Origin of the sequence: Ferrimonas aestuarii, from assembly GCF_005116665.1 — a bacterium.
In the GTDB taxonomy this organism is placed as follows: Bacteria; Pseudomonadota; Gammaproteobacteria; order Enterobacterales; family Shewanellaceae; genus Ferrimonas; species Ferrimonas aestuarii.
This window is the reverse complement of the sequence record NZ_SWCJ01000021.1, coordinates 60,253-78,485: the sequence shown is the minus strand read 5'-3', so window position 1 is coordinate 78,485 and position 18,233 is coordinate 60,253. Positions and strand designations below refer to the sequence as shown.

Below are 18,233 nucleotides of genomic sequence, written 5' to 3'. Positions count from 1 at the left end.
AAGGTTGGCGCTTTTTTTATGTCTCGCATTTACAGAAAATTCAGTTTCTAGGTATCTTAACCCGGTAATCTCACGGCGCTTCGCTTAGTCCGATGACCGTCGCAAGCGACGTTACTGCGTATATTACGTGCATCCATGCACTCCACCCTTCGAGTTATCGCAAGCGATATTACTTCAGGCATCCTGCCCTCCGTTTGGCCGGGTCGAGGCACCATATTGAAGAGAAGCGCTAACCGCAAGGTTGGCGCTTTTTTTATGTCTCGCATTTACAGAAAATTCAGTTTCTAGGTATCTTAACCCGGTAATCTCACGGCGCTTCGCTTAGTCCGATGACCGTCGCAAGCGACGTTACTGCGTATATTACGTGCATCCATGCACTCCACCCTTCGAGTTATCGCAAGCGATATTACTTCAGGCATCCTGCCCTCCGTTTGGCCGGGTCGAGGCACCATTTTAGAGAAAGCCCTGAACGAAAGTTCAGGGCTTTTTTCGTTTAGGGCGCTGGATTCGATCAAAAGCCACTGGCTACCGGCCTTCGCCGGCAAAGCGACATCAGAGCATGCAATCGACAGCGAATCCACCATCACCTACTACCCCAGCAAATGCCTCTCTGACGCACGTCAAAGTCCAGTGTCATTTTCATTTAGGAAGCAGGACTCGATCAAAAGCCACTGGCTACCGGCGTTCGCCGGCAAAGCGACATCAGAGCATGCAAGTGACAACGAATCCATCATCAACTACCGGCCTAGCAAACGCCTCTCTGACGCACGTCAGAGCCCAGTGTCATTTTCATTTAGGGCGCTGGATTCGATTAAAAGCCACTGGTTACCGACCTTCGTCGGCAAAGCGATATCAAGGCATGCCGGTGATAGCTGGCCCTTCATCACTCACTACTTCAACAAACGCCTCTCTGACGCACGTTAGAGCCCCGTGTCTGTTAAATCTGACCACCGCAGCCCAACTGCACAGCACCATCAAAAGCCCCTAATTCAACCAAAGCGCATACATTCCCACCAAACAGGCATTAATCACCTAAAATGGGTTGACTCCAACGGTAAAAATCCGTTTAATGCACTCCGCCGCCTCGATAGCTCAGTTGGTAGAGCAGGGGATTGAAAATCCCCGTGTCCCTGGTTCGATTCCGGGTCGAGGCACCATATTGAAGAGAAGCGCTAACCGAAAGGTTGGCGCTTTTTTCGTTTAGGGCGCTGGAGTTAGGTTCATTGGCCTAGTGCCTTAACCCGGTAATCTCACGGCGCTTCGCTTAGTCCGATGACCGTCGCAAGCGACGTTACTGCGTAGACCGGGTCGAGGCACCATACAAGAGAAAGCCCTGAACGAAAGTTCGGGGCTTTTTTCGTCTAGGAAACAGGGTTCGATTAAAAGCCACTGGCTACCGGCCTTCGCCGGCAAAGCGACATCAAAGCAGGCAGGTGACAGCAAATCCGCCATCAACTACCGCTCCAACAAACGCCTATCTGCCGCACGTCAGAGTCCAATGTCTATTAACTTAGCCCCGCACCACTCTAGTTAGGCCGTCAAGCTCATTTGGGGGATATTGCTAATTTGTGGATCCCCATGACGCTGAGCAATATTCCAAAATGCCTCTTTATGCCGCTTAAATGCCGCCAGCACTTCGGGATCGAAGTGGCCTTGGCTCTCCTCCAACATGATCTTCTCAGCAAACTGCTTACCAAAAGTTGGTTTATAGACTCGGCTTGAAACCAGCGCATCGTACACGTCAGCAACCGCCATAATGCGCGCCGCCAAGGGGATCGCTTCTCCGGATAACCCTTCAGGATAACCACTGCCATCCCAATGCTCGTGGTGACTTTGAGCCACCTCTTTGGCGATACCGAGGAAGGTTGCCGCACCATCAATGCCAGTCTGAGCGGAGAGAGAATCAATAGCATGCTGAATCGCCTTGGCACCTATGGTGGTGTGCTGTTTCATCTGCTCATACTCATCCAAACTCAAGCTGCCTGGCTTGAGTAAAATGGAGTCCGGCAAGCCAATCTTGCCCACGTCATGCAGCGGTGCCGACTTTACAATCAGCTTGGCCAACTCCGGCGTCAGCTGCTCTTGGTACTTGGAGTGATGGAGCAGATCGTAAACCAGAACACGAACGTAACTCTGGGTACGGTAGATATGCTGACCCGTTTCGTTATCTCGGGTTTCCGCAAGGCTGGCTAAACTGGCCATGGCCGCATCCTGAGTGGCAATAAGCTCGTGATGTCGACGCATCACCTGCTTTTCTAGGGACTGGCTAAACTCCAGCACCCGCCTCTCCGCAAGGCGCCGAGAGGACTCTTGACTGCATACGCCCACCACCAAAATCAGAGACAGTGGGTATAGAATCACAAACATACCAACGTAAGCAGGCTTGGAGAGCACATACGCCCAACTGAGCTGCTCCCTACTCCGCTTAAAGATTACCTTCCATTCAGATTGGCCAATCACCATATCAACCCCCGACGCCAACATCTGATTAAAGGGGGAGATGGTTCCGTACACCAATCGAAGGTCGTCAATCTCAATGGTGCCACTGGGGGTCGAACTGATGGTGTTCCACACCGGACCATAGCGCACCGGATCCGCTCGAAAGGGCCAATCATCTTGAACAAACTCGCCGCTTTCCCGCAGCAGCCATGCTTTGGAGCTTTCCACTAACAAGCCCTGCGCTTGAGAATGATGAAAGTGGGTGCGAATCTGGGTTAGCAAGTGTTGGGCATTTAGGTTTATCACCAAATACCCTAATGGCTTGCCCTGTTGATGAACTAAAGTGGCAAACCGAATCATCGGCTTGTGGGGAAGCTCAACCACCCCCTGCTCCACATTCAAGCTTAAATCTGACACATAAACCTGATCGGGCACCAACTTCTGCATCTCAAGAAAATAGGAGCGTCGCTGCTTGTTTTGCAGTTCATGGGGAGCAACCGCCAACACCTGCCCTTGATCCAGATTTACCCGAATCAGCTCTTCTCCTTGCAGAGAGAGTAACCGCACCTGATCAAAATCAGGGTGCGCCTTGGCTTTGCTAACAAACAGGTCTTGCAGCTGTCCTCTCGCCTGAGCTGCTGCTCCTTGCTGAAAATACCCACTTTGACTGGAACGCTCAGCAAGAAAAAACAGATCTTCGGTCAGATCCTCAAAATCCTGTACCACGGAATACTCAACCACTTCGATCAATGTATTTAAGCGAGTATCGGTGTCGGTAGAATCTACCTCCGCCAATAAGCTGAGGGTGTGGTAAAACAGGGCTGCAAATACGGCGCTAACCAGCGCCAGGCAAAGCAGTAACCGCCGAAAAAAATGCAGGCGTGAATATTTGGCCAAAAACTCCCTGCTGCGTTTGACCGAAATCGGCGAAGGCGTCGATTCCAATACGCCCTCCTGCCGTGTGTAGCTGTCCATTTATCCTCCTTGCATCGGCAACCTAAGTGACCGATGGACTTGCGGCGGAATTTATCACACTCCCAAACTCATAATTTGTCCTAAATCATGAAATTAGAAGAATTAACACAGTGTTACGAAATTATGTGAGAAGTCGGGTTTTATTTCTGGAAAAACTCTGGCAGGGAGAAAGGGTTATTGCTTAAGGCCAACAACCTCACTAGGGTAGAGGCAACACTCTTTCAAGGAACGATGGATGATTACTCTCTACGGATACCCGAAAACTCGCTCACTTCGTATCTCATGGTTGCTCGAAGAACTTGGCGTCGACTGGCAATACCATCTGGTCGACCTCCAGCAGGGGCAGCACAAAACCGCTGAGTATCTCAGCCTAAACCCAGCCGGTAAGGTTCCCGCCCTGACCGACGGTGAACTCACTCTGATCGAATCCGGTGCCATCTGCCAGCATCTGGCACAAAAATATGGCCCACAACTGCTGCCACAAGCGGGCAGCGACGCATCTGGACAACATCATCAACTGGTTACCTTTATCCTGTGCGAATTAGAACAGCCGCTGTGGACCATGGGAAAGCACAAGTTTGCCCTGCCCAAAGCCCAGCGTGTTGAGGCAATTTTAGCAACGGCGGCGTGGGAGTTTGAACGGGCGGCGGCGCTTTTGGAGAGCTGGCTACCTGACGAGGGCTACCTATTAGGAGAGCAGTTCACCGTCGCCGACATCTTGCTCACCCACACCTTAAATTGGGCACACGGCTTCAAACAGCCCCTATCCGAAAAGCTGGACAGCTATCGTCAGCGCGTCTCCGCGCGGCCAGCAATGCGCGCCGCACTCAGTAAAGAGTTAGCCGCTCTACCTCAGGCCAGTGAATCCTAATCGAAACCTTCTGATCTTGCTAAGGGGCCCGTTGAGGCCCCAATAAAAAACGCCTTAAATCTGTGACAGAAATCTTGGTGTTTTTTTCAACAAAAACCTTCCCTTTACCATAAAATCATGTATAATGCGCGCCCTCAGAGAACACTTCTCCTGAGTGGGAGGCTCTTAGCGCCAAACAACGTCTGCCGGCCAAGGCGGCTATCTGGGTTGTTGATTGGGCTAACGCCTCATTATCTTCGCTTCGCAGAAATTGCGACAACTGATTGGATTTACATGTCTGATACCACTATTGATTTCGCTGGCTTAAACTTGCCGGCTCCTTTGCTTGCGGCCGTAACTGATCTGGGCTTTACCGCTCCGACTCCGATCCAGGTGCAATCCATCCCACACATGCTTGAAGGCCATGACATTTTGGGTGAAGCCCAAACTGGTACTGGTAAAACTGCAGCGTTCGGCCTCCCAGCCCTAGCTCGCCTGGACCCAAGCAAACGTCATGTTCAGATGTTGGTACTAGCCCCAACTCGTGAACTGGCCATCCAAGTATCTAAGTCCTTGGAAGAATTTGCCGTAAACCTAAAAGGTTTGCGCATCACCACCCTATACGGTGGCCAACCATACGGCCCACAGCTGCGCGATCTAGAGCGTGGTTGTCAGGTAGTTGTTGCTACCCCTGGTCGTCTAATGGACCACATCCGTCGTGGCAGCCTGCAACTTGATGCTGTTAGCTGCTGCGTATTGGACGAAGCCGACGAAATGCTCAACATGGGCTTTTTGGAAGACATCGAGTGGATTCTGGAGCACTTGAGCGAAGAAGCTCAGATGGCTCTGTTCTCTGCCACCATGCCTCAGCAGATTCGTCGCATCGCCAACCGCTTCCTGAAGGATCCTAAGCACGTTAAGATCGCAGCCGATCAAAATGCTAAGGCCAACATCACTCAGAAAGCCTGGAAGGTAACTGGCGTTTCCAAGCAAACCGCCCTTGAGCGTTTGGCTGAAACCCTACCTTACGACGCCATGATCGTATTCGTACGTACTCGTGGTGACACCGTTGATCTTGCTGCCCAACTGAACGGCCTAGGCTTTAAAGCCGCCGCTCTGAATGGCGACATGAGTCAGCAGCAGCGTGAGCACACCGTAGCTCAACTGCACAAAGGTCGTATCTCCATCCTGATCGCTACCGACGTAGTAGCTCGTGGTCTGGATGTGCCTCGTATCACTCACGTAGTGAACTACGACCTACCAATGGATTCCGAGTCTTACGTTCACCGTATCGGCCGTACCGGTCGTGCTGGTCGTGAAGGTGAAGCAATTCTGTTTGCTCGCCCACGTGAAATGCGTCTGCTACGCAACTATGAGCGTCAGACCAAAGGCACCATCATCCCAATGGATCTGCCAACCGCAGAAGAGCTGGGTCGTCACCGCGTAGGTCGCCTGCAAGAAGAGCTGGTGAAGTGCGTTGAAGAGCGCAATCTGGACGAACTGAAATCCATGCTGACCGACATGGCCGAGAAGACTGAGCAGGACATCCTAAGCCTGGCCGCAGCTCTGCTGTTCGAACGTCAGCGTAAGAAGCCTCTGAAGCCTAAGCCAGATCCAGAGCCTCGCTTCGACCGTCGTGATCGTGGTGATCGCCCAGAACGTGGTGAGCGTCGTGAGCGCGGCCCACGTCGTGAAAACATCAACTTCGACACCTACCGCCTAGCCGTTGGTAAAGAGCACGGCGCTCAGGTGAAGGACATCGTTGGTGCCCTAGCGAACGAACTGCAGATGGAAAGCCGCCTGATTGGTCAAATCCGTCTGTTTGGTGAGCACACCTTGGTACAGCTGCCACAGGATCTGCCTCCATACGCTCAGAACGACCTGAAAACCATCCGCATCCGCAACCGTCAAATTGACGGTCAGCAGACTGACGAAGTGATCCCACCTCGTCCAGAGCGTGATGGCGACCGTCGTCCACGTCGTGATGGCGAATTCCGTGGTCGCCGTGATGGCGGCGGTTACCGTGGCAACCGTGAAGGCGGTCGTGATGGTGGCGGTTACCGTGGCAACCGTGAAGGCGGCCGTGATGGTGGCGGCTACCGTGGTAACCGCGATGGCAACCGTGAAGGTGGCTATCGTGGCAATCGTGATGGCAACCGTGAAGGTGGCTACCGTGGTCGTCGTGACAACAACGGCGGCAGCTTCCGCGATGGCAATCGTTTCGAAGGTCGTGGTGAACGTCGTGAAGGCGGCTACCGTGGTAATCGTAACGACCGCGACTAATACGCTAAGTTAAAGAGGCGATCACTTCTGTCGCCTCAGACAGTCTGATAAGCTGCCGTTCAAATTATTGAACGGCAGCTTTTTTATGCGCAATTGGATCTTATTGGTGATGGCCTTGGCTGTCGCTCCCGCCCACGCCTCATTTACCGAAGACAGCTCTGACGTTCTGGAGATCGCCTTACCGGCTGCGGCCGCCTCCATCGCCTATTTTGTGGAAGACGACGAGCAGGGCTTATGGCAATTTGGTACCAGCTTACTGGCAACCACCGCCACCACCTATGCGCTGAAAGCCGCCGTAGATAAAGAGCGCCCTAACGGTAAAGACAATGATGCCTTTCCCAGCGGTCACGCCGCCGTTACCTTCAGTGCCGCCAGTTTTCTGCAGCGCCGCTATGGCTGGGAATATGGAGTGCCAGCGTATCTGCTAGCCAGCTATACCGGTTATGCTCGAGTACAAACCGACAATCACGAAGTGGTTGATGTGCTCGCTGGTGCCGCCATTGGTTTGGCCTTCAACTATTTTTTAGTTACCCCCAACGATCGCCTAAGCGTGGTGCCATACGTAAGCAAAGATCAGATCGGTTTGGCTGGCCAACTGCGTTTTTAAGGAGAAACTGATGTTTGAACTTCATCCCCGCCTAGAGCAGGATTCGGTCTTGCTTGGCAGTCTGCCGTTATCGCAAATCAGATTAGCTAAAGATGGTCGTTATCCGTGGCTGATTCTGATTCCTCAGGTAAATGCCATCAAAGAGCTCCATCATCTTAGCGCCGATGATCAGCAGCAACTGATGGCGGAATCCTGCGCGGTTGCCAGCCTGATGGAAACATCACTATCGCCGGATAAAATCAACGTCGCCTCCCTAGGCAACATGGTGCCCCAACTTCACCTGCACCATGTGGCGCGCTTTGAGGGAGACGATGCCTGGCCGGGGCCAATTTGGGGAGCGCATCCGGCAGTACTGCTGAGCGAAGCCGAACTGGAACAGCAGGTAGCAGCTTGGCGGGAGCGCCTAGGTGGTATTAGCAATTTTGTTAGCGCATAAGTTTCATCACTGAAAACATCATAATTACTTCGATTGTCCGTAGGCATTCAGAGCTGAAATAGAGCGGAACAGCCGCTCTATCAGTCTTCAAACGGATTTCTGTGCGAGCGCTAATAGCCGACTCGGGACGCCGAGAGTAGCTGCGGCGAAGAGAAGCCGAGGACAGGATGTCCGAGAGGCACGCTAAGTCAAGGGTGACGCATCGTGCCGTGGCTGAATCGATTAATACCAACCACACCCGTGAGTTATTCTCTTCAGAAGCCAGTAGAAGCATTGAATCTAGGCGTGATTGCGAGCGAATGGTGCGCCCTTTGAAGTAATCGCAACGACGAGTCGGTGCTTCTAATGGCTTCCCTTCGGGCTGGTCCAAACCGGCTTCATACTGCGTTAGTCACCCTCACTTCAGAACCACTGAAGCATCAAGTGACTGCCTTGTCTGAAACAGGTTTGATTCCAGCTGAATGAGTAAATCAAGGGTACGGTTGGTATCTTTTCGAAAGCGAGGGATTACGTCCCGTAATCGGCAAAGGGGTGTGCAGAGGGGTGAAACCCCTTGCCCGCCGGAGGCATAGCCTTGACCAATATCCTTTCTCTTTAGAAGTCTGCGAACACCTCAAAAAATGGCCTGTCACTGACAGGCCATTTTTCAATAACTAGTTATGCCCGCTGACGACAACTCGGCTCAATGGCCGCAGTTCCGGTTTCCGTCGACAACATCACCTGACCATCCATAATGTTGGCCTGCAGCTTGATACCGCGAGCCGCGAGCTCTGCCAAGGCATCAAACTCCTCATCGGTAATCGACCAGATGGTAAGGTTTTTCAGCTGCCCCAGTTTCCCTTGGTTTTGCTGCCACCACACGTCAGCACTACGCTGACCATAGTTAAATAGCACCACTTGCTTGGCTCGAGAGCAGGCTTTTTTCAAGCGCTTCTCGTCGGGTTGCCCCAGCTCAATCCACAGCTCGATTTCGCCGGCATCATTCTTTAACCACAGCTCAGGTTCATCGTCAGCACACAGGCCCTTGGTGAACTCCAGACGCTCATCACCATACATGCACCACGCCAGCATACGCACCATCAAGCGGCCGTTGGTTTCCGAAGGGTGGCGAGCCAAAGTCAGACTCTGACTTAAGTACTGATGACGCTCCATATCTGCCAGCTCTACCTGAGCCTTAAACACCGTCGCTTTCTGCGCCATGATCACACTTCTTTGTTTAATAGAGTAAAGAGCTATTTTAACAATACTTTGTAGGAACTAGCCGCTATTTTTACTGTCCTAACGCCAATTCGGGTATTAACCCTTGCATATTACAAGTTAAGCCCCAATAGTAGTTGGGACAATTTTTTGGGAGATAACAATGCGCACTCTATTTAAAATCGGCCTAGTTAGCGCCGCTGTGGCTCTGGCCGGTTGCCAAGAGCAAGCTAAAACTGAAGACACCAAAACTGAAGCGGCTCCAGCTGCAGCTGAAACTCCGACCTGGGCTAACGAAGATCAACAGACCGCTTATGCACTGGGTGCTTCTTTCGCTGAAAACCTGGCAGGCAGCTTTGAGCAACTGAAAGAGCTGGGCATTGAGATCGACAACACCATCGTCCTGAAAGCCATTGGCGATCACCTAAACGGTAACGGCAAAATGTCTGCAGAAGAGATGACCTCTACCCTGCAAGCCTTCGACCAGCGCATCAACAAGCTGGCGCAAGAGAAGCAAGCCGCTGAAACCGCCGCCGCCAAAGCGGAAGGCGTCGCCTTCCTAGCTGAAAACGCCAAGAAAGATGGCGTGAAGGTGACTGAGTCAGGCCTGCAATACAAGGTGATCACCGAGGGTACTGGCGCCAAACCTGCCGCAACCGACACCGTTGAAGTACACTATCGTGGTACTCTGATCGACGGCACCGAGTTTGACTCCTCCTATAAGCGTGGCGAAACCATCCAGTTCCCACTGAACGGCGTGATCAAAGGCTGGACCGAAGGTCTGCAGCTGATGACCGTAGGTTCCAAGTACGAACTCTACATCCCATCTGAACTGGGCTATGGTGAGCGTGGTGCAGGCCAATCCATTCCTGGCAACGCCGCCCTAGTATTCGAAGTTGAGCTGGTAAGCATCCCGTCTCAAGAAGTTGAGCAAGACGCTGAGAAGTAATAGTTGATATTTAGTAATAAGGCGCCTGAGGGCGCCTTTTTTATAGGAACCTTATTATGACGACCCTCTATATCGGTAAGCCCAAACCCTTTGAAAACGACACCAGCGCCATTGAGAAAACGGCAGTCTGCGGCGACATTGCTCTTACCCCTACCGGTCTGGAGGGCGATGACGTGGCTGATCACCGCTTTCACGGCGGCAGCGAGCGGGCCCTTCATTATTATCCCGCGGAGCACTACCAATTTTGGCGCCACCATTGGCAAGCCCTTAAGTTACCCACCAGCGCAACTCCTCTTCAACCTGGAGCCTTTGGTGAAAACCTCAGCCTCGAGGGATTCATGGAAACTGACGTTTGTGTTGGCGACCGCTTCCAACTTGGTGAGGTATTGCTGGAAGTCAGTGAGCCCCGCTGTCCCTGCCATAAGATAAACAGCCGTTTTGGTTATGAGCAATTGGCCCTTCTGGTTCAACTGACCGGTCGCAGCGGTTGGTTCTTCCGAGTAATAAAGGAGGGCGTTATCAAGCCGACGGACACTCTGGAATTGGTCGAGCGTGACGCTCGCGGATTAACGTTAGCCCAGTGCATGAAAATCCTATATGGGCAGAGCCAAAGCTCCAGCGATCTGCAACGACTCATCGACCACCCTAAGCTTACCGAGGTGTGGAAAAGCCATGCTCGACGCTGGTTAGAAACTGGTCAAACCGCAGATTGGAGCCGGCGACTATTTCTTGACCAGTGATTTTACATTGCTATAACATCACGCCCAGCGAGACAACGCTGCTTACAAAATGACTTTTGAAGCAACGCATTGAAAATGAATTCGTTTTTTAGCGCCAAAACTGTCGTTAGTCCAAATTCGGTTTAGGCGCTATTTGAAGCGAAATCCGGTGTTTTTTGCGTAAGTTTACTACACCAGTTCATTTTCCCGTCAGTTACTTTCAAGGTGAACAACATCTAAGGGTGGTCATTTTCTATCCAAGAACACAGTTTTCTGTGAGGTGGATCACAGTGGAACAGCTTGGTCAAAATCCCCGCTTGATGCCAAGTCGGTGTCGGTATATGCCTGACACAGCATCTTTTTAGATGAACTTCTGTTTACAGAAAATTACTACAAAACCGCGAGGACTTGATGATGAAAGCTATCGCCTCTACTGCTGCTGCAGTATCTCTGGCTCTGACTTCTTTTGTTGCTGGCGCAGCTGACTTTAAACCAGCTGTTGCTTACGACGTTACCGGTAAGTACGACAAATCTTTCAACCAAGCCGTATTTGAAAATGGTGTCACCAAATTCAATAACGACAACACCACTAAGATTCGTGAATTTGAACCAGCTAACGATGCTCAACGTGAGCAGGGCCTAGAGCGTTTGGCTCGCCGTGGCTTTAACCCAATCGTTGTTGTTGGCTTTATGTACGGTACTGCACTGGAAAAAGTGGCAACTAAGTACCCAGAGACAGAGTTTGTCATCATCGACTCTGTAGTTGACCTGCCAAACGTTAAATCCATTGTATTTAAAGAGCACGAAGGTTCCTTCCTAGTGGGTGCTCTGGCAGCCATGAAGTCTGAGTCCAAGAAACTGGGTTTCGTAGGCGGCATGGATATCCCTCTGATTCGTAAGTTCGCTTGCGGTTACGAGCAGGGTGCTAAGTACGTAAACAAAGACGCAGAAGTATTCCAGAACATGACCGGTTCTACTGTGTCTGCATGGAACGATCCAGCTCGCGGTTCTGAGCTGACCAAGTCTCAATTCACCAAAGGCGCTGACGTAGTATTTGCCGCCGCTGGTGGTACCGGCGTTGGTGTTTACCAAGCCGCTAAAGACGAAGGTAAGTTCGCCATCGGTGTTGACTCCAACCAGAACTACCTGCACCCAGGTATCATGCTGACCTCCATGGTTAAGCGCGTTGGTCTGGCTACCTACAACATGTTCAACGATTACCAGAACGGTAAGTGGGAAGCGGGTATCGCGGCTAACGGTCTGAAAGAGAACGGCGTTGGCTGGGCTCTGGACGAGTACAACCGTGACCTGATCACTCCAGAAATGGAGAAGAAGATCAATGAGATCCAAGCCAAGATCGTTTCTGGCGAGATCAACGTTCATGACTACATGAGCGACAACACCTGTAACTACTAATCAGTTACCGCTTTAGCCCGGGGCTTGCCCCGGGTTTCTCCTCCCTGCATCCCGCAAGATCGCCAAGAGAACCCAGATATGTCAGACCGAACTGAACAACCGTTCGCCCTGGAACTGCGTGGCATTGATAAGCGTTTTGGCGCAGTTCACGCCAACGACAACATCAATCTGCAGGTGCCCGCCGGCACCATTCACGGCATCATCGGCGAAAATGGCGCCGGTAAGTCCACCCTAATGAACATCATCTACGGTTTCTATGAAGCCGATAAAGGTGACATCTTTGTGGATGGAAAAAAATGCCGCATATCCACCTCCCGAGCCGCGATTGAAGCCGGCATCGGCATGGTGCACCAACACTTTATGCTGGTGGATAACTTCACCGTTCTGGAGAACGTCGTATTGGGCGCCGAGGAAGGTGCACTTCTGGCAGGGAGCCTCACCAAAGCCCGTACTGAACTCGCCCGACTGGCCAAAGAGTACCAGTTGGACGTACCTCTGGATGCCTTGGTGGAAGATCTACCAGTGGGTCTACAGCAGCGAGTTGAGATCCTAAAAGCACTCTACCGTGGCGCTCGTATCCTGATTTTGGATGAGCCGACCGGCGTGCTAACTCCGCAGGAAACCGATCACCTGTTCCGCATCCTAGATGCGCTGCGTGATCAAGGGGTAACCGTACTGCTGATCACTCACAAACTGCGCGAAATTCTTGCCGCGACCGACAACGTATCGGTCATGCGCCGTGGTGCCATGGTTGACCATGTGGTCACCAAAGACACCAACAAAGAGGAACTGGCTGAGCTGATGGTTGGACGTAAAGTTCGCCTTAAGGTGGACAAAGAGGACGCCAAGCCAGCACAAACTCTGCTTAAAACCGAAGATCTCACCGTGGTGGATAGTCGTGGCGTTGAACTGCTGAAACGCGTCAACATTGAGCTAAAAGCCGGCGAAGTCGTAGGTATTGCTGGTGTTTCCGGTAATGGTCAATCGCAGCTCATGGAAGTTCTGTCCGGCTTGTTAGAGCCAACCTCAGGCAAGGTACAAATTGGCGACACCATCATCAGTGCCGAACAACCAAGCGATCCTGCTAGCGTGCGTGACCTAGGCGTCGCCCACGTACCAGAAGACCGTTTGGCCATGGGTCTGGTTAAGCCGTTTTCTGCCAAGGAATCTGCGCTGCTGGGTTACCACGAGCAGGAGAAATACAACGGTAAGATCCTGACCAAAACCAAAGTCATCGACTCTGAATGTCAGCGCCTAATGGAAGAGTGGGACGTTCGTCCTCGGGATCCAAACCTGCGCAGCTCACTGTTCTCCGGTGGTAACCAGCAGAAGCTGATCATCGCCCGTGAAGTTGACCAGAATCCAGATGTGCTTCTGGTTGGTCAGCCAACCCGTGGTGTGGACATCGGTGCCATCGAATTTATCCACAAGCGCTTGATTGAGCTGCGTGACGAGGGCAAAGGCGTACTGCTGGTGTCTGTAGAGCTCGACGAAATTCTATCCCTGTCTGACCGCATCGTCGTTATGTTCGACGGCCAAGTAGTTGGCGAAGTGGATGCCAAGAAAGCCAACGAACGGATTCTGGGCATGATGATGGCGAATGTCATCCCTGATGAACTAAAACAGGCCGATAAGGCCGAAGGAGATGCAGCGTGAGCGACTCCAAAATGCCAACCTGGGCAAATGTTGGCTTAATGCCCCTATTGAACGTGACTCTGGCATTCGCCGTGTCCGCACTGGTGTTCCTGTTTATTGGTATCGATCCTGTCGAAGCCGCACAGGTGATGATCTATGGTGCGTTAGGCTATGAAGAGGGCATTGGTTACACCCTGTTCTACGCCACTAACTTTATCTTTACCGGCCTGTGTGTGGCACTGGCGTTCTCCGCCGGCCTGTTCAACATTGGTGGTGAGGGTCAGGCCTACATCGGTGGCTTAGGCGTGGGTCTAGCCTGTTTGGCACTGGATGCCAGCCTGCCATTCTGGGCTCTTCTGCCTATCACCATGGCCGCGTCTATGCTGTTCGGTGCCCTGTGGGCATTCATTCCGGCATACCTGCAGGCGTATCGTGGTTCTCACATCGTAATTACCACCATCATGTTCAACTTCATCGCCTCGTCGCTGATGGTGTATCTGATGGTGAACGTACTGAAACTGGACGGCCAGATGGCACCGGTTTCTCGTATCTTCGAAGACAGCGCCCAACTGCCATTCATGCATGAAATGCTGGGTTGGTTCGGCATCGAGTTTGAACAGTCTCCTCTGAACCTGTCGTTCATCATCGCACTGCTGACCGGCCTGTTCCTGTGGGTTCTGCTGTGGCACACCCGTTGGGGCTTCGCCATTCGCGCCTTGGGTAGCAACCCAACTGCGGCTCGCTACGGTGGCATCGATCCGAAGAAACTGACCGTGATCGTCATGCTGATCTCCGGTGCCATGGCTGGCCTAGTGGGCATCAACGAGGTACAGGGTTACTCTGGCCAGTTGAAACTGGACTTCGTCGCTGGCTACGGCTTTACCGGTATTGCGGTAGCGCTGATGGGCCGTGGTCACCCTGTGGGCATTATTCTGGCTTCCATCCTGTTTGGCCTGCTGTTCCAAGGCGGCGCTGAACTGGCGTTCGAATACCCTGAACTGGACCGCAACATCGTGGTGGTAGTACAGGCTCTGGTTATCCTGTTCTGTGGTGCTCTGGAGTTCATGCTGAAACCTTATCTGGAGAAAGGCTTCGCCCTGCTCCCTAAGAAAGCTCAGGCGGAGGCGTAAGTCATGTTTGAGAATATCATCCTAATCCTGGACGCCACCCTGCGTGTGTCTACGCCACTGCTGCTTGCCGCCATGGCCGGTATGTTTTCCGAGCGTTCCGGTATCGTCAACATCGCCCTTGAAGGCAAAATGCTCACCGCGTCGTTTGCCGCCGCGGCAGTTGCCTACACCACAGGTAACGTGTACTTGGGTCTGCTGGCCGCCATGGCCGTAGCGGTTATGATGTCAATGATCCACGGCTTTGCCTCCATCACCCACAATGGTGATCAGGTGGTCTCTGGCGTGGCCATCAACATTCTGGCTGCGGGAATCACCATCACCTTGGGTCGTTACTTCTTCGGTTTGGGCGGTCAAACCCCGACTCTGACCGATGAGCAGCGCTTTACTCCAATTAGCTTGCCGTTTGCCGACGCTCTCGCCGATGTGCCAGTGATTGGTGGCATCTACTCAACGCTGCTGTCGAACCACAACCTGTTGGTTTACGGAGCCTTTGCTCTGGTACCTGTGTGCTGGTGGGTTCTGTATCGCACCCGTTTCGGTTTGCGTCTGCGCGCGGTTGGTGAGAACCCACACGCAGTGGATACCGCGGGTATCTCTGTTGCTTGGTTACGTTACCGCGCACTGATCATCGCCGGTATCCTTTGTGGTATCGCAGGGGCTTACTTGTCTACCGCGCAAAACGCCGGTTTCGTACCTAACATGAGTGCAGGTAAAGGCTTTATCGCTCTGGCCGCGCTTATCTTCGGTAAATGGCGTCCACTGACCGTGATGTTTGGTTGTCTGCTGTTCGGCTTCCTAGATGCCCTCGCCATGCGCCTGCAAGGCGTTGAGCTACCCGGCATCGGCGAAGTGCCAGTACAGATGATCGAAGTACTGCCTTACATCCTGACCGTACTGTTGCTGGCTGGCTTCATCGGCCGCTCCGTTGGTCCAAAAGCAGTTGGTGTTCCTTACGTGAAATCACGCTAATAAGCCGTTGCTTAATCAGAAAAAACGGCGCCAAATGGCGCCGTTTTTTGTTTATCCCATCGTGACTATGAGTGGACCCTAGACGCTTCAACAGCAGGCTTTCTGGCAACAACGAACCACACTAAGGGCAGTATCATCAAAATCGACAACTGCATTACGGTACTTAACCCAGTCATCGCCAGCACACCAACAATAATGGCACTGCCAGTCATCTGGAACAGACCAAGTAACGCTGCCGCCGTTCCGGCTCGATCACCAAATGGCGCCAAGGCACTGCCACTGCACGTGGCAATGACAAAACAGAAACCAACACTGGCAGTAAACACCGGCACCATAAACGCCAAGGGTGTCATCACCCCACTAAATACAAACTCCGATATGCCAGAGATAGCCATCAGCCCAACACCGAACCGCAGACCATTCCCCTGCCCTAGGTGCGTAATCACTTTAGGCGCAACAAATGCAGCGGCAACATTGATAAGGGCATTGGCGCCAAACCACAACGCAAACTGGGTACCATCGAGCTTCAGTTCAACCATCATTCTTGCCGGCGCTTGGGTGACAAACCCCACACTCATCGCCATACCCAGCATGACCAGTCCGGTATAAAAACGAAACTCCAACACACTCACAATCGGCCAATAAGCACGAATAGCGATCAGCTTTGCTTCGGATTTCGTGGTCGCCGGGCGAGTCTCTTTAAGTACGAACAACATCACCATCCCCACAACAGTGGCGTAGGCGATCATGAACCAAAAGTTGGATTGCCAACCCCAATTTTTTGTCAACCATTCGCCAAGCAGTGGCGCCAGCGCAGGCACTATGCAGATAACCCCATTTAAGTAGCTAAACATCGGCTTAGCCCGCTCTGCACCAAAGGTGTCACGAACACCAGCGAAGGCCGCAACCGACAACGCACAAGCCGAGAAACCCTGCCCTAAGCGCGCTAGCATCAGTACACTGAAATCCGCGGCCAGCGCCGCCATCAAGGAGGTCAGCACATAAGTTGAAGCCCCGAGCAGAGCCACCGGACGACGACCATAACGGTCCGCCAGTGGCCCAGCCAGCAACTGCCCAGCCCCATAGGCCAACATAAACATCGGTAAGCACTGCTGCATCCAATTGATGGGCACAGCGAAACTGTCTGCCATCATCGGCACTGCAGGCAAGAAGGTATCGATGGCCAAAGGCGAGAACAGCACCATCAACATAAATAGGGGAAAAGGGTTACGCAGTCCCATGAGCATCCTTGCGATATTTACTGAAAATCAACCTCGATTATATTGCTGCACCAGGTTATTCCCGTGAGCCGAATCATGACTCTCCATTCCCCTCAACCCATTAAAAAAAACGGCGCCAAATGGCGCCGTTTTGCGTTCAGAGAGGACCAATTAAGAGTTGGCTGTCACTGTCTCTTGTGCGGTGTCATCTGACTCAGGCTTTTTGGCCAATACCAACCAAACCAGTGGCAGCAACATCAATACCGACAACTGCATCACTGCACTCAAGCCACTGGCTGCCAGTAAGCCCACAAGGATGGCACTGCCAGTCATCTGGAACAGGCCAAGTAACGCCGCCGCGGTTCCAGCTCGGTCACCAAATGGTGCCAAAGCACTGCCACTGCAGATGGCAATCACGAAACAGAAGCCGACACTGGCGGTAAATACCGGAGCCATAAAGGCCAGTGGCGTCATCACCGATTGCAGCATCAATTCCGCCACACCGGATGCTGCCATCACCAGCACACCAATCCATAGACCTTTGGTTTGGCCAATCTGCTTAATCACCTTAGGGGCAATAAACGCCGCCACGATGTTGATGAATGCGTTAGCCCCAAACCACAGAGCGAACTGAGTTGAATTGAGCCCAAGTTCTACCATTAATCGTGCTGGAGCCTGGGTCACATAACCGATAATCATTGCCATGCCCAGTAACACCAGCAAGGCATAGAAACGAAACTCCGCCACGCCAACAATGGATTTGTAAGCGGTCATCGACAATAGTTTGCCATCACTCTTGGTGTTAGCAGGGCGAGTTTCGTTGAGCATCAAAAACATAATCAGCCCAACAACCGCAGCGTAGCCCGCCATAAACCAAAAGTTAGATTCCCACCCCCAGATCTCGGTGAGCCAACCACCCAGCAGTGGTGCCATGGCCGGCACAATGCAGATCACGCCGTTGAGATAGCTGAACATCGATTTGGAACGCTCGGCGCCGAAGGTATCACGCACGCCAGCAAAAGCCGCTACAGACAGCGCACAGGCTGAAAAACCCTGCCCCAAGCGAGCCAGCATCAACATGCTAAATTCACTGGCCATCGCCGCCAGCATCGAGGTCACCACATAGGTAACAGCCCCCACCAGAGCCACAGGGCGGCGACCATAACGATCCGCCAGTGGGCCTGCTAATAGTTGCCCAGCACCAAAAGCCAGCATAAACACCGGCAAACACTGTTGAATCCAACTAACAGGAACCCCAAAGCTGTCGGCCATTACAGGAACCGCAGGCAAAAAGATATCGATGGCCAAAGGGGAAAACAGCACCATCATCATAAAAAGGGGTAAAGGGTTAGTCAGTCGCATGGGGTCTCCTTTGAATCAGTGCGGTTATTGTAAAAACTCTGAGTCA

Annotated in this window: 15 protein-coding genes and 1 tRNA gene; 12 read left to right on the top strand and 4 right to left on the bottom strand. The window is 52.5% G+C overall.

Annotated elements, in window-relative coordinates; all coding sequences use genetic code 11:
• Positions 1 to 372 precede the first annotated feature (372 nt).
• Together FCL42_RS19180 and FCL42_RS19175 are read left to right on the top strand one after the other, a co-directional pair.
• Positions 373 to 924: a hypothetical protein gene (locus FCL42_RS19180; RefSeq protein WP_136865046.1), complete on the top strand. Its 552-nt coding sequence runs from the start codon at positions 373 to 375 to the stop codon at positions 922 to 924.
• Positions 925 to 1,081: 157 nt separating this feature from the next.
• Positions 1,082 to 1,157, top strand: a tRNA-Phe gene (locus FCL42_RS19175).
• A gap of 373 nt (positions 1,158 to 1,530) precedes the next feature.
• Here the strand turns inward: FCL42_RS19175 and FCL42_RS19170 are convergent.
• Entirely contained in the window at positions 1,531 to 3,414 is a 1,884-nt protein-coding gene (locus tag FCL42_RS19170) for an HD-GYP domain-containing protein (RefSeq protein ID WP_136865045.1), read from the bottom strand.
• Positions 3,415 to 3,649: 235 nt separating this feature from the next.
• Between FCL42_RS19170 and FCL42_RS19165 the strand changes: the two genes are divergently transcribed.
• From FCL42_RS19165 to FCL42_RS19150, 4 genes are all read left to right on the top strand, one after another.
• Complete coding sequence (locus tag FCL42_RS19165) at positions 3,650 to 4,285, top strand: glutathione S-transferase family protein (protein WP_136865044.1); 636 nt, start codon at positions 3,650 to 3,652, stop codon at positions 4,283 to 4,285.
• Positions 4,286 to 4,558: 273 nt separating this feature from the next.
• Positions 4,559 to 6,547 carry a DEAD/DEAH box helicase gene (locus FCL42_RS19160; RefSeq protein WP_136865043.1) on the top strand — a complete coding sequence of 663 codons (1,989 nt, stop codon included), beginning with the start codon at positions 4,559 to 4,561 and terminating at the stop codon, positions 6,545 to 6,547.
• Positions 6,548 to 6,632: 85 nt separating this feature from the next.
• Positions 6,633 to 7,154: a phosphatase PAP2 family protein gene (locus FCL42_RS19155; protein ID WP_136865042.1), complete on the top strand. Its 522-nt coding sequence runs from the start codon at positions 6,633 to 6,635 to the stop codon at positions 7,152 to 7,154.
• A 10-nt stretch (positions 7,155 to 7,164) separates the two neighbouring features.
• The gene (locus FCL42_RS19150; protein ID WP_136865041.1) at positions 7,165 to 7,590 is read left to right on the top strand and encodes an HIT domain-containing protein; all 426 of its coding nucleotides are present in this window, start codon (positions 7,165 to 7,167) and stop codon (positions 7,588 to 7,590) included.
• A 657-nt stretch (positions 7,591 to 8,247) separates the two neighbouring features.
• Here FCL42_RS19150 and FCL42_RS19145 read toward each other — a convergent pair.
• Positions 8,248 to 8,790, bottom strand: a complete 543-nt coding sequence (locus FCL42_RS19145; RefSeq protein WP_136865040.1) for a YaeQ family protein — start codon at positions 8,788 to 8,790, stop codon at positions 8,248 to 8,250.
• Positions 8,791 to 8,950: 160 nt separating this feature from the next.
• Between FCL42_RS19145 and fkpA the strand changes: the two genes are divergently transcribed.
• The 6 genes from fkpA (at position 8,951) to FCL42_RS19115 (ending at position 15,605) form a co-directional block, all read left to right on the top strand.
• The gene (fkpA, locus tag FCL42_RS19140) at positions 8,951 to 9,736 is read left to right on the top strand and encodes an FKBP-type peptidyl-prolyl cis-trans isomerase (protein ID WP_136865039.1); all 786 of its coding nucleotides are present in this window, start codon (positions 8,951 to 8,953) and stop codon (positions 9,734 to 9,736) included.
• A 56-nt stretch (positions 9,737 to 9,792) separates the two neighbouring features.
• Positions 9,793 to 10,476, top strand: a complete 684-nt coding sequence (locus FCL42_RS19135; RefSeq protein ID WP_136865038.1) for an MOSC domain-containing protein — start codon at positions 9,793 to 9,795, stop codon at positions 10,474 to 10,476.
• A gap of 390 nt (positions 10,477 to 10,866) precedes the next feature.
• Positions 10,867 to 11,871, top strand: coding sequence for a BMP family lipoprotein (locus FCL42_RS19130; RefSeq protein WP_136865037.1), 1,005 nt, complete (start codon positions 10,867 to 10,869; stop codon positions 11,869 to 11,871).
• Positions 11,872 to 11,949: 78 nt separating this feature from the next.
• Positions 11,950 to 13,527, top strand: a complete 1,578-nt coding sequence (locus tag FCL42_RS19125) for an ABC transporter ATP-binding protein (RefSeq protein WP_136865036.1) — start codon at positions 11,950 to 11,952, stop codon at positions 13,525 to 13,527.
• Positions 13,524 to 14,636: an ABC transporter permease gene (locus FCL42_RS19120; RefSeq protein ID WP_136865035.1), complete on the top strand. Its 1,113-nt coding sequence runs from the start codon at positions 13,524 to 13,526 to the stop codon at positions 14,634 to 14,636. Before FCL42_RS19125 ends, FCL42_RS19120 begins: the two co-directional genes overlap by 4 nt.
• A gap of 3 nt (positions 14,637 to 14,639) precedes the next feature.
• A complete protein-coding gene (locus FCL42_RS19115; RefSeq protein ID WP_136865034.1) occupies positions 14,640 to 15,605 on the top strand; it encodes an ABC transporter permease in 966 nt (321 codons plus the stop codon).
• 65 nt (positions 15,606 to 15,670) lie between these two features.
• Here the strand turns inward: FCL42_RS19115 and FCL42_RS19110 are convergent, their stop codons facing one another.
• Both FCL42_RS19110 and FCL42_RS19105 read right to left on the bottom strand, forming a co-directional pair.
• A complete protein-coding gene (locus FCL42_RS19110; RefSeq protein ID WP_136865033.1) occupies positions 15,671 to 16,846 on the bottom strand; it encodes a multidrug effflux MFS transporter in 1,176 nt (391 codons plus the stop codon).
• Between the two features lie 150 nt (positions 16,847 to 16,996).
• On the bottom strand, positions 16,997 to 18,187 hold the full coding sequence (locus FCL42_RS19105) for a multidrug effflux MFS transporter (RefSeq protein ID WP_136865032.1): 1,191 nt from the start codon (positions 18,185 to 18,187) through the stop codon (positions 16,997 to 16,999).
• Between the last annotated feature and the right edge of the window lie 46 nt (positions 18,188 to 18,233).